General features: G+C 40.5%; 11 protein-coding genes. 4 read left to right on the forward strand and 7 right to left on the reverse strand.

Annotated features, from left to right (window positions below):
• The first annotated feature begins 5 nt into the window (after nt 1-5).
• Entirely contained in the window at nt 6-857 is an 852-nt protein-coding gene (locus tag LV83_RS06075) for a sugar phosphate isomerase/epimerase family protein (RefSeq protein ID WP_111610657.1), read from the forward strand.
• A gap of 54 nt (nt 858-911) precedes the next feature.
• Here LV83_RS06075 and LV83_RS06080 read toward each other — a convergent pair whose 3' ends face one another.
• From LV83_RS06080 to LV83_RS06090, 3 genes are all read right to left on the reverse strand, one after another.
• Entirely contained in the window at nt 912-1,574 is a 663-nt protein-coding gene (locus LV83_RS06080) for a DUF2461 domain-containing protein (RefSeq protein WP_111610658.1), read from the reverse strand.
• A gap of 49 nt (nt 1,575-1,623) precedes the next feature.
• Nucleotides 1,624-2,928, reverse strand: coding sequence for an alpha/beta hydrolase family protein (locus tag LV83_RS06085; protein WP_111610659.1), 1,305 nt, complete (start codon nt 2,926-2,928; stop codon nt 1,624-1,626).
• A gap of 160 nt (nt 2,929-3,088) precedes the next feature.
• Nucleotides 3,089-3,808 carry a TlpA family protein disulfide reductase gene (locus LV83_RS06090; protein ID WP_111610660.1) on the reverse strand — a complete coding sequence of 240 codons (720 nt, stop codon included), beginning with the start codon at nt 3,806-3,808 and terminating at the stop codon, nt 3,089-3,091.
• A gap of 216 nt (nt 3,809-4,024) precedes the next feature.
• On the opposite strand from LV83_RS06090, the gene LV83_RS06095 reads away from it, so the two are divergent.
• Nucleotides 4,025-4,477 (forward strand): GNAT family N-acetyltransferase, encoded by a 453-nt coding sequence (locus tag LV83_RS06095; protein WP_111610661.1) that lies wholly within the window; start codon nt 4,025-4,027, stop codon nt 4,475-4,477.
• A 165-nt stretch (nt 4,478-4,642) separates the two neighbouring features.
• Here the strand turns inward: LV83_RS06095 and LV83_RS06100 are convergent, their stop codons facing one another.
• The 4 genes from LV83_RS06100 to recQ all read right to left on the reverse strand — a co-directional run bounded on the left by LV83_RS06100 (nt 4,643) and on the right by recQ (nt 10,103).
• Nucleotides 4,643-5,098, reverse strand: coding sequence for a gliding motility lipoprotein GldH (locus LV83_RS06100; RefSeq protein WP_158530516.1), 456 nt, complete (start codon nt 5,096-5,098; stop codon nt 4,643-4,645).
• The gene (gene ricT, locus LV83_RS06105; protein ID WP_111610663.1) at nt 5,091-6,491 is read right to left on the reverse strand and encodes a regulatory iron-sulfur-containing complex subunit RicT; all 1,401 of its coding nucleotides are present in this window, start codon (nt 6,489-6,491) and stop codon (nt 5,091-5,093) included. Before ricT ends, LV83_RS06100 begins: the two co-directional genes overlap by 8 nt.
• Before the next feature lie 133 nt (nt 6,492-6,624).
• Nucleotides 6,625-7,911, reverse strand: coding sequence for a phosphoribosylamine--glycine ligase (gene purD, locus LV83_RS06110; protein ID WP_111610664.1), 1,287 nt, complete (start codon nt 7,909-7,911; stop codon nt 6,625-6,627).
• Between the two features lie 14 nt (nt 7,912-7,925).
• Nucleotides 7,926-10,103 (reverse strand): DNA helicase RecQ, encoded by a 2,178-nt coding sequence (gene recQ / locus LV83_RS06115; RefSeq protein ID WP_111610665.1) that lies wholly within the window; start codon nt 10,101-10,103, stop codon nt 7,926-7,928.
• A 96-nt stretch (nt 10,104-10,199) separates the two neighbouring features.
• Between recQ and LV83_RS06120 the strand changes: the two genes are divergently transcribed.
• Together LV83_RS06120 and LV83_RS06125 are read left to right on the forward strand one after the other, a co-directional pair.
• On the forward strand, nt 10,200-11,168 hold the full coding sequence (locus tag LV83_RS06120) for a KpsF/GutQ family sugar-phosphate isomerase (RefSeq protein WP_111610666.1): 969 nt from the start codon (nt 10,200-10,202) through the stop codon (nt 11,166-11,168).
• An 8-nt stretch (nt 11,169-11,176) separates the two neighbouring features.
• Entirely contained in the window at nt 11,177-12,247 is a 1,071-nt protein-coding gene (locus tag LV83_RS06125) for a mannose-1-phosphate guanylyltransferase (RefSeq protein WP_111610667.1), read from the forward strand.
• Nucleotides 12,248-12,269: the final 22 nt, after the last annotated feature.

Below are 12,269 nucleotides of genomic sequence, written 5' to 3' on the forward strand. Positions count from 1 at the left end.
AATTCATGAACAAAATAGGATTCAATGTGCTGGCTTGGTCGGCAGAGATGTCGGAGGCGCTATTACCAGTTTTAGATCGCTTGAAAAAAATCGGCTATGACGGTGCAGAATTTTTCATAGGAGGTTCGCCTGAGGAATCTTTCAAATTAGTTGGTAAGCACTGCGCAGATATTGGGCTAGAAGTGACTACAGTTACTGTGATGGGGCCAGAGCAAAATCCAATTTCTCCTGATGCCACCGTGCGTAAAGCAGCAAGCGAGCAACTAAAATGGGTAATTGACAGAGCTCATGATCTCAATTCACAAGTGCTTTGTGGGCCATTTCATTCTGGATTCACTGTTTTTGCCTCCCGGGAACCAATCGAAGACGAATATAATTGGTCTGCTGAAGTTCTTCATGGAGTGGCTGGATATGCCCAAGACGCCGGGGTTTTACTGACGCCGGAGGCATTGAACCGATTTGAATGCTATCTCTGTAATACTATGGAGCAGCTTGCTTATTTGCTCAAGAAAGTAGATCATCCGAATGTGAAGGCGATGTTTGATACACACCACGCGAACATTGAGGAGAAAAGGCTAGGAGATGCGATTAAGTTTATAGCACCTCAATTAGGTCATTTCCATATTTCAGAAAACGACCGTGGGACACCAGGTTCAGGTCATGTGGATTTTGATGAGACGTTTAAAGCCTTGGCGGATGTGAACTATAAAGGTTGGTTGACTATCGAAGGCTTTACCAGAAATGATCCCGCTTTTGCAAATTCTATTGGCGTTTGGAGGAATTTCTCCGAGCCTTGGGATATGGCTGAGAAAGGCTATGAGCTGATTAGCCAAATGGGAGAAAAGTATGGGTTGTAATATTTAGTCATTAAGTAGTTAAGGACAAAGGAAGCGTGCCTATATCCTTCACTATTAGACTATTGATTCCCCATTACTATTTGTCGTAAGCACCTCACTCATGTAATCAAAAAATGGGCGCATGGCTAAAAACGTAAGAATCACTTCTTTTTGAAAATCAGCAGATAAAACCTCTTCGTCAGTAAATTTTCTTTTTACTACAAATTGCTTTTTCTTGATTAATTCAATCGCAGGATGATTTTTATCGAATCCTTTCGGAGCAATTTTTACAGCATCTTCTCCTTGAAGGGATTCGAAATAGTTTAGAAAAGTTTTTTGGGAAGTAATTTGTTGAATTTCAGTGGTATTCGCTTCAAACTCTTTACGGATTTGGAACAGATCTTCTTTGTTTGGAGCCCAGAAACCTCCGCCAGCAAAACTATTGTTTGGTTCTACTTGAAGATAATACCCACCTCTGAGCATGGGTTTAGCACGAGAATACCCAACGCCAAAATTCGGTTTGAAAGGAGTCTTGTCTTTTGAAAAACGGATATCACGATAAATTCTGGAAATATGCATCCCAGTAATATTGTCATGATTTTGAAGTTCTGAGTATATCTGATTGAAAAACTCTTTGTTTTCCTTTATAATCAAATCGTACTCAGATTTATGCTCAGTAAACCATTCACGATTGTTGTTTTCTTGTATCAGTTTAAGAAAATCAAAAGCCTTTTGCATACTAAAGTAAAAGGGATAAGAAATCTAAATTGTTAGAAACTGGAACAAACTAGTTTTTAGGACTTTGATGATCCAACTCTAATCCAACCGTAGTTCGCGGTTTGAATCCTGGCCATTCTTTAGCCTCAGGATTAGCATTCACGTCGAGATAGTCTTTGTAGCTATCATTTCCCTTTAGGTAAAAGCCTAAAAATGCCGTAACAAAATGCTGGTTGATGTTATTGATTCTACGCATATCCCAAACGGAATCAGCATATCTCAAATATTCATCGATAGGTCTTCCTGGCTCAAGCGCTTCAGCTGGTGGAGGGTTAGGAGCAGTGTTATGTCGAGCGTCAATATATGTGAGAAGGTATCTCTCTGAGTTGACAGCCCCTTCATAAATGGCTTTTGTCCCTTCCTCATAGCCGGAGATATCATCCTTACTTCCTGCTATGAATAGCGAAGGGATCTTAATTCCAGCCAAACCTTCTGCATTCCAAACACCACGTTGCATTCCCCAAGGAGCAAAAGCAACAATCACTTTGATTCGTGGATCGATGGATGCCTCAAATTCAGGATTGCCAACCGAGCGTCTCAGCAAAGCTTTACTTCCACCAGTCATGCCCCCGAATAGTTGGACAGCTTGTGGGCTATAGCCTGCACCTGCTACATTCACCGCGCCATAGCCACCCATCGAATAACCAATTAGTGCGGTGTTATCAGCATTGACAACACCTTTCAAAAATGAGCCTTCCTCATTACCCAACCTTGCTATTTCATTCAGCACAAAAAGATCATCAAGAGATCTATTTAGGAGCGTGCTTTGAAATCCAGCCGCATCTCTGAATGTGGCTTCGGTGTGATCTATCGCTACTACTACATAGCCTTTGGAAGCGAGATTTTCAGTGAGGTAAGTCATCAAATATCTAGAACCAGTATATCCGTGCGATACAATTACCAGTGGAAAAGGGGCGCTTGAGTTGGCTGGTTTAGCATTTCTTGTCGCTCTACCTAGAAAAGTGAAGGGAACAAGAGGTCTAGTAGGAGAACCATTTTGTCCCATCACTTCGTCGTAAGAAATCAACTCATCTGATCCAGCCTCTGTTGGGTACCAGATTTCTACTTTCAATGGTCTATTGTAAAGGGAATCTCCGCCCTTACCATAATTAAGAATATCGAGTTGATTTTCATGAATCAAATCGAGGGTCTGAACCCCTACTGCATATTCGCCTCGGGCGGACAGTTCTGGTGCATCTGGCAATAAATCTCCATAGACAAAAGGTTTTGGAAAGGACTGTCCAAAGCTGATGGATAAGGAGCTTAATACGAAAAGGTGAGTTAGAATTGAAGCAAAAAGGCCCTTGTTGTTCATCTCTTGAGTTAATTTTGGTTTATTGTTTCAAGATAAGAAATGAAATTTTAACAAAGGTATTTTCTAAGGAATGACGATTGTGTCCTCGAATCTAAAGGTTAACCTCTAAAAATAAGATTTGGGATTCTACAAACTTTTTTAGATTCTTAGCAAATGTGGACTAGGGATGAATCAAAGATTGAATTTCTGAATAGCTATCCTTATCTAAATATGAAACCACATTTTGAGATGGATCTATCAAAATGGTGGTAGGCATTCTGGTTATGTGATATTTTGCAAAGAAGCCTTGGCCATCACCGACTAAATGAATCACATCAGAAAACATACTTAACTCTCTATCAATGTTTTCCTTTGTATCCAAAGAACATAAAACAGTGGTTAGATTCGCTGATTTAGAAACCTTATTGATTTCTTCTGAAAAGGAAACGTAATTATCTATATCCATTTTATCTGCAAAAAAATCAAATCTAACAATCACCCATTTCCCTAACATTTCCTCTGAGGAGATCTCTTTATTAGCTATAGTTGTGAAAGTAAAGTCAGGAAATTTTTGTCCAATTTGAGGTTGGAGTGAGGGATCTCTTCGTGAGTAATTTTTACTTGGTTCATCTGGGTTGTACAGGAATTTTTCTGGATTTCCGTATTTATCATAAATTTTATCTAAGCCGATGGTCGGGTTTTCTTTTATCATTTTCGAGAACTCTTCCATGGAGATGGGCTCTCCAGTTTTCGCATTAAACAATTTATCATCTAGGGAATGGCGGACGGTAGTTGAGACTTTAGTCACTGTTACATTTTGATCTTGAACTAGGGAGGATTCTTTTGAACAAGAAATTAAGGCAATAAAAAGGCAGGAAATGAATAGTCGTTTTTTAATCATAGGATATATTTTATGCTAGGAAGATAGTTATTTAGATAAACTGTTCTATAAGTTTTTACATTAATTGCTTGGTTTTTCTTCGTGGATCCCAAAATCAATGAAATAATTCATGCTATACTGACAGTAACTTTCAGCTACTATTCAAGTCCTATTCTTAGAAATTATCCTACCGAAATGAGATTTTTAGATAACTTCTCGTTTTAATCCATTTTCACTATGATCACACTTACTCGTACTGATTCCTCAAATCCTGATTTTGTAGCTTTAGTAAAGCAGCTCGATGCCTATTTAGCTGAAAAGGATGGTAGAGAGCATGACTTTTACAATCAATTTAATAAGATCGTTAACCTGAAAAATGTGGTGGTGGGCTATGAAAATGGAGTTCCTGTTGCTTGCGGTGCGATTAAGGAGTTTGATAAAGACTCCATGGAAGTAAAACGTATGTTTACAAAGCCTGATGCCAGAGGGAAAGGTTTAGCTTCCACCGTCTTAACAGAGTTGGAAGTATGGGCTGCAGAACTAGGCTATAAAAAATGTGTACTTGAAACAGGAAAAAGACAGGTGGAGGCAGTGGCACTTTATAATAAGCAGGGATATGCCCTTATTCCAAACTATGGACAATACATTGGAATTGAGAATAGTGTTTGTTTTCAGAAAGAGTTGAAATGAGTTGTTTTAGTTCACACAGATCGCCGCTGAACCAACACGCAGATTTTCGGGGATTATGATTTCGATCAATTAATTAGACCCAATAACTCCCTAATAAATTCTCTGCAAATCTGCGAAAGTTATCTGCGTTTATCTGCGTGAATTATACCCAGATGAATCTAAGTTTTATTTCAAAATCTTAATCCCAACTGCTTCCACGCCCGGCAATAGGTCCTGTCTCATGTATTGCAATAGCGTAACAGTCTTGGTGTTTTGATCAAATAGGAAAGGAAGTGTATCGTAGCGCGTGTAAGAATTTCCAAATCCTTCACCAAGGGGTTCACCGGATTTAGGATCGAATAAGATCAAATTCACTAGCTTATTGTCCAGAATTACACCAGCAGAATCTTTGCTAATTACTCTCATATAGCAATTAGAAAAAGCATATTCCTCGTTAAACTTCACTGCGACTAGATCAGGTGTATTGATTAGCTCCACATCCTGAAGGTCGAAAACAAGACTATCGGTAATGCTCCAATTTTGATTTGGGAGGCTGTGAAAGTCCTCGTAAATGCGCCCGTCTGTACAGGCTGCAGTCACGAGGATAAGAACTATAAAAAGGTAATGTTTAACCTTATTCATTCCCTGGTTTATTTGGATTTGGCCCTTGATTTTTTCGCGGAGGAAATCTCTTTTTCCCCTGAGGTTTTGGCTTAGCGTCATTTGTACTAGCATTTCCTGCATTCCCTTCAGCTGGTTTTGGCTTCTGTACATTTTGCCTCTTTGGAGGTCCGCCCTTTGCTTTTGGCTGCTGTGGTTGAGCTGCTGGCGTTTGTCCGACATTTGCTTCAGGATTTCTAGGCTTATTTCTGTTCTTGTTTCTGCGCTTTTTGGGCTGATCTCCAGCTGGTCTTGGACCCTGATTAGCATTCTGCTGAGCTTCAGGTTTATTTGGTTTAGAATCAGGTTTATTCGATCCTTGTTGATTTCTGTTTCCGCCTGAATTTCTATTTTGTGGACGTGGTTTTTTCTTGCGTTTAGGGCTAGAAGACGCAAACTTTTTATCTAAAAGTTCAAGTTCTCTAGTTGATTTAGCTGCTAAATCTTCAATTTCTGAAGCTTCATTATATTGAAGTGTGAAGACTTTTTTTCCTTTTTCGTTGATTTCAAGAATCTCCTTCACTCGCTCGCAAGTGATGCTATGCCAGTCGTTATCATTGTTGTAGCTAAACCACATCAGCTTACGGAAAATATCCGTTTTCTGAAGTTTCGCTGGGCCGGACTCAGTCTGGAGTGGACGATCAATTGATGGAATATCTTTGATCGCATCCATGTAAGTATCCAACTCATAGTTTAGACAGCATTTTAGCCTACCGCATTGACCACTTAATTTACCTGGGTTTAGAGAAAGGTTCTGGTATCGTGCTGCAGATGTGCTGACATTTTTGAAGTCAACCAGCCAAGTAGAACAGCATAGTTCTCTTCCGCAAACGCCAATTCCGCCAAGTCTTCCAGCTTCTTGTCGGAGGCTGATTTGGCGCATTTCTACTCTGATTCTGAACTCTCCTGCCAGCGCTTTGATCAATTCACGGAAATCAACACGGTCATCTGCAGAATAGTAAAAAGTAGCTTTGGAGTTATCTGCCTGATATTCTACATCGGACATTTTCATTTTTAGCCCAAATTCTTCGACTATCTGACGGCATCGATAAAGCGTTGGGATTTCCCGGTTTTGGGCTTCTCCCCACTTTTCCATGTCTTTTTGATTTGCGACACGGTATATTCTCAGGATTTCGTCGTCATTCCTGATTTTTCTTTTTTGCATTTGCAGACGAACAAGTTCGCCCTGCAGGGAAACATAGCCGATGTGATGCCCGCTTGGGACGTCTACAACGACAGGGTCACCGGTGTTTAAGGCGAGAAAATCTACATTTCGAAAGTACTCTTTTCTTCCTCCTTTGAATTTTACTTCTACTATATCAAAGTTGTCTACCTCGGGAATTCCCATGTGAGATAGCCAATCGAAAACATTCATTTTATTACAATCACTCGTCCCGCAGCTGCCGTTACTTTGGCAACCTCCGGTTCCTCCTGAGGAGGTTGAGCATGTGCTACATCCAGACATAATATATAGACAGGGACTAAGCCCTGATTAGTTTTGGGTTTAATTACATTAAGTTCAAGATATCCATTCCGATATCCTTGCGGTAGTAGGCTTGATCCCAATTGATCCCTTTTACCGTTGTAAAGGCATTGCTCAAGGCTTCCTGCAATGATTCCCCTTTTCCTGTTACAGCGATTACCCGACCACCTTGGTTGACTAAGTCTCCGTTTTCATTTCTTCCCGTTCCTGCGTGGAAAATCTCCGCTCCCTGCACCGTATCAGGCAGAGAAATAACTTTTCCTTTTTCATATGACCCTGGATATCCACCACTAACCATTACTACGGTAGTCGCATAGTCAGGAGAGATTTTTAATTCATAAGAATCCAGGGTTCCAGTGCCGATGCCATGAAGCAAAGCCAAAAAGTCACTTTCAATTCTAGGAAGTACAGCTTCTGTCTCCGGGTCGCCCATACGCACGTTATATTCGATGACGTGTGGCTCTCCATCTTTATTCATCAGCCCAATAAATAAGAATCCTTTGTAGGGAATGTTTTCTTTTGCTAACCCATCTACTGTTGGCTTAACTACTTTCTCTTCTACTTTGGCCATAAAGGCCTCATCTGCGAAAATAACTGGGCTCACAGCACCCATTCCTCCTGTATTTAATCCTGTATCTCCTTCTCCGATTCGCTTATAATCTTTCGCCTCCGGCAAAATCTTATAATTTTTCCCATCAGTAGCGACGAAAACAGAAAGCTCGATTCCAGTCAAAAACTCTTCAATTACAACCTTCGAAGAAGCCTCACCAAACTTCTGATCCAAAAGCATTTCCTTCAACGAATTTTTTGCTTCCTCTAAAGTTAAACAGATAAGCACGCCTTTGCCGGCAGCTAGGCCATCTGCTTTTAATACAATCGGAAGACTTTGCCTATCCAAATAAGTAAGCCCTTCTTCCAACTGATCTGCGGTGAATGTCTCATAGGCTGCCGTCGGGACATTATTACGCTGCATAAAGCGTTTCGAAAAGTCCTTGCTACCTTCCAATGTAGCCCCTAATTGGGAAGGTCCCACAACGGGAATCGCAGCAGTTTCTGGTTGACTTTGTAGGTAATCTACAATTCCTTTAACCAAAGGCTCTTCTGGTCCTACGACCACTAGGGCGATGTTATTAGATGTGATAAAATCTCGGATTCCGTCAAAATCTGTGATGCTGAGATTGACATTGGTTGCTATGCTTTCGGTGCCGGCATTGCCAGGAGCTACATATAATTGGGTACAATCGGTGCTTTGTACAATCTTCCAAGCGAAAGCATGTTCTCTGCCTCCGCTCCCTAATAAGAGTATATTCATTGACTCAATTCAAGTTAATTTGCATGCTCAGAGATGAATTTGATCCGGTAGACACGCAATTCGTCTTCTGCGAAATCTTCATCTTCGAGTTCATCTAAGGCTGCTTTGATCTGATCACTAGTCGCATTCATGAAGTAATCGTGGAGCAAATCCTCCCGATCTTCATCCATGATAGCTTCTATGTAGTAATCTATATTTAGTTTAGTTCCGCTATAAATGATCTGCTCTATTTCATGGAGCAAGTCACTCATACTCATGTTGAGGTTTTCTGCTACCTCATCCAAGCCTACCTTGCGGTCGATCTGCTGGATTATTGAAATTTTCACTTTGGACCTGGTCCCAGATGATTTTACTACGACATCTGAAGCGGTCTCGATCTCATTCTCTTCCACATAGTTTGCTATGAGCTTTAGGAATGAAGACCCGAATTTAACGACTTTTCCCATACCTACGCCAATGATTTGCGCTAGCTCCTCTCGCGTGGTAGGATAGACGGTTGCCATTTCTTCCAAAGAAGGATCTTGAAAGATGACATAAGGAGGAAGTCCTTTGGAACGGGCTACTTTTTTACGCTCTGCTTTTAGAAGTTCAAACAACTTCTCGTCGTAGGCGATTCCGGTACTGATCACAATTTCAGCTTGGCCTGATTCTACTTCTTTGGCGAAATCATGGTCATGGTGTAAATCAATTTTAAAAGGAGACTCAAGAAAATCCTTGCCCTTAGAAGTTAATTTCAAGACTCCGTAACTTTCGATGTCCTTTTCAAGCATATTTAGAATCATCACCTGGCGGATTACACCAATCCAAGTTTTCTCAGAAGATTCTTTTCCTTTCCCAAAAACTGGAAGTTTATCATGAGAATAGCTCATCACGTAATCGGTGGATTCGCCCACAATCACTTTTACAAGGTGATCAAGTCCGAAACGTTCATTGGTTTGTTTGGCTGCTTCCAAAACGGTAGTCACCATGTCCATACCTTCGAATGTTTCCCTGTGACGTTTACAATTGTCACAGAAGCCACAATCGTCATTCATCGTTTCTCCGAAATAATTCAGGATAAACTTCCTTCTACACACACCTGTCTCAGAGTAAGCAGCCATCTCTTGTAAAAGGATTTTGGCATTTTCCCGCTCAGTTACAGGTTTGTCCTTATTGAATTTGTCAAGTTTTACAATGTCCTCATATCTGTAGAACATGAGGCAATGACCTTCCAGTCCGTCACGCCCAGCTCGACCAGTTTCCTGGTAATATCCTTCCAAAGATTTAGGCACATCGTAGTGGATTACGTAACGCACATCCGGCTTGTCGATTCCCATCCCAAAAGCAATTGTTGCAACGATTACATCCAGTTCTTCATTAAGGAAATCGTCCTGAGTCTTGATTCTAACAGAGGAATCTAACCCTGCATGATAAGGAGCTGCATTGACTTGATTCACTTTGAGAAGTTGAGCGATTTCCTCTACTTTTTTGCGACTGAGGCAATAGATTATGCCAGATTTGCCTTTGTGACCCTTTATGAATTTGATTAAATCCTTTTTAGAATCATTTTTCACTTTTGGTCGAACCTCATAAAAGAGATTCGTTCTGTTGAAGGAAGACTTAAATAAATCTGCCTCTTCCATCTGTAGGTTACGCTGAATGTCCTGCTGCACTTTTGGCGTCGCAGTAGCCGTAAGCGCAATGATCGGTAGATCAGGTGCGATTTGTGCAATAATGGATTTAATCCTTCTGTATTCTGGTCTGAAATCATGTCCCCACTCAGAGATGCAGTGTGCTTCATCTATGGCGACAAAGCTGAGATGCGCAGACTTAAGAAAATCCACGTTTTCCTGCTTGGTCAATGACTCAGGAGCCACATATAAAAGTTTGGTTTTCTTTTTGAGCACCTCGCTTTTTACTCGAGTAGCTTCCGATTTATTCAAAGTAGAATTCAGAAAATGCGCATTGATTCCCAATGCCTGCAACTGATCCACCTGATTTTTCATCAAAGCTATCAAAGGGGAAATCACGATAGCAGTGCCTTCTCTCATCACAGCGGGCAATTGATAGCACAACGATTTACCAGCGCCCGTAGGCATGATGACGAACGTATTCCGCTTATTGAGCAAATTATCAACGATCAATTCTTGATTTCCACGGAATTGACTGAATCCAAAGATTTTTTTGAGATCTGATTTTACTTTTTCTTCCACTTGTTAAGGGGCTAAAAGGGTAACTAAAGCCTGTAAACAGGAATGATTTATTACATTTATACCCAGGTTCAAAATTAGTTATAAACACAGGTAAAATTGAATTTAGCTAAAAATATTAGAAATACAGCCACGAGAGTGTTGCAAAACGAGGCTCAGGCAGTGTTAAATCTTATTGATTTTTTAGATGGCGATTTTGACGCCTGCGTAGAGCATATTTTACTTTCAAAAGGCAGGGTGGTAATTACCGGTGTGGGGAAAAGCGCACTTATTGCTAATAAGATAGTTGCCACGCTCAATTCCACTGGGACGAAAGCTATTTTCATGCACGCAGCTGATGCTATTCACGGCGATCTGGGAATGATTCAGGAAGATGATATCATTATTTGTATTTCCAAAAGCGGTAATACTCCGGAGATAAAAGTGCTGGTTCCTTTACTTAAAAAACTAGGGTCAAAACTAGTGGCACTCGTTAGTAATCCAAAAAGTTTTCTGGCCGAGCAAGCGGATTATGTATTAAATGCAACAATCGGGGAGGAAGCTTGTCCGCATAATTTGGCGCCAACTACTAGTACCACCGTACATATGGCATTAGGAGACGCATTAGCAGTTTGCCTTTTGGAAGCTAGAGGATTTACTTCAGATGATTTTGCAAAGTATCATCCGGGCGGATCTTTAGGAAAGCAGTTGTATCTTAGAGTAGGTGATGTATTGGGTGGAAATGAGATTCCTATAGTCACCGAAAATGCCGGATTGGCGGAAGTAATCATGGAGATTTCTGGAAAAAGGCTAGGTGCTACTTCTGTAGTGGATTCAGCTGGTAATTTGAAAGGAATCATCACCGACGGAGATTTGCGAAGAATGCTTCAAAAATCACTCGATATTCAGTCGCTTCATGCCTCTGATATTATGACTGTAAATCCAAAATCGATTTCAACACAAGAATATGCCATTCGAGCGCTGAATATGATGAAAAATCATAATATCACGCAACTCGTAGCTATGAATGGAAATAAAATCGCTGGTTTTGTTCATATTCATGAATTGATGAAAGAAGGAATTGTTTAACTTTTAGTATGCACAATAAACCCTATATTCTTATTATGGCCGGTGGCATCGGCTCCCGATTTTGGCCTTACAGTCGCAGAAAGCGACCAAAGCAATTTTTGGATATACTAGGGACTGGTCGTACCTTATTGCAAATGACCTATGATCGATTTGCTGAAATGGCAGATCCAGATCAGTTTGTGGTTATTACCTACAGAAAATACCTTGCATTGGTCAAAGAACAGTTGCCGGAGCTGAACGATCACCAGATTTTAACTGAGCCATTGCGGAAAAATACCGCAACTTGTATTGCCTATGCGACTTACAGTATTTATTCTAAAGATCCAGACGCTACCATTATTGTAACTCCTGCTGATCACCTGATTTTGCAAGAGAAGAAGTTTGATCGTACCCTTCAGAAAGCGATAGAGGCAGCAAATGACGGAAAATTAATCACCCTCGGAATAAAGCCAAACAGGCCGGAAATAGGATATGGCTATATCCAATACATAGAACAGCCAAATACGCATGTGTACCGAGTAAAGACTTTTATAGAAAAGCCAAATTCCAAATTAGTTAAGACCTTAATCGAAAGTGGGGATTTTGTGTGGAATTCGGGGATGTTTATTTGGAAAGCAAGAAGCTTAATCAATGCATTTGAAGAGCACATGCCGGATTTGGCTGAAGTATTTGAAGAAGGAAAAGAAATCTATGGTAAAGCAGGTGAGGCAGAGTTTGTATCTGCTGCCTATACTCAAATGAAAAATATTTCGATTGACTATGGAATCATGGAAAAATCGAGTCAGGTATATGTTATTCTGGGTGACTTCGGCTGGTCAGATTTGGGTTCATGGAGTAGTCTGTATGATCTACGGGACAAGGATGAAGACAATAATGTGGTGGAGGCAAATGCTGTTTTGTATGAAACAAAAAACAGTTATATCAAAGTAAAGGGGGATAAGCTAGTGGTTGTTCAAGGTCTGGAAAATTACCTGGTAAACGAAACTGATAATGTGCTGTTGATCTGTAAACTTGATGCGGAGAAAAAATTTCGTGAGTTTGTCTCCAACGCAAAAAAGAAAGGGGAAGAGTTTATCTAAAACCTTCCCCTTTTCTACATTT

The sequence above is a fragment of the Algoriphagus yeomjeoni genome, assembly GCF_003259505.1.
Classification (GTDB): domain Bacteria; phylum Bacteroidota; class Bacteroidia; order Cytophagales; family Cyclobacteriaceae; genus Algoriphagus; species Algoriphagus yeomjeoni.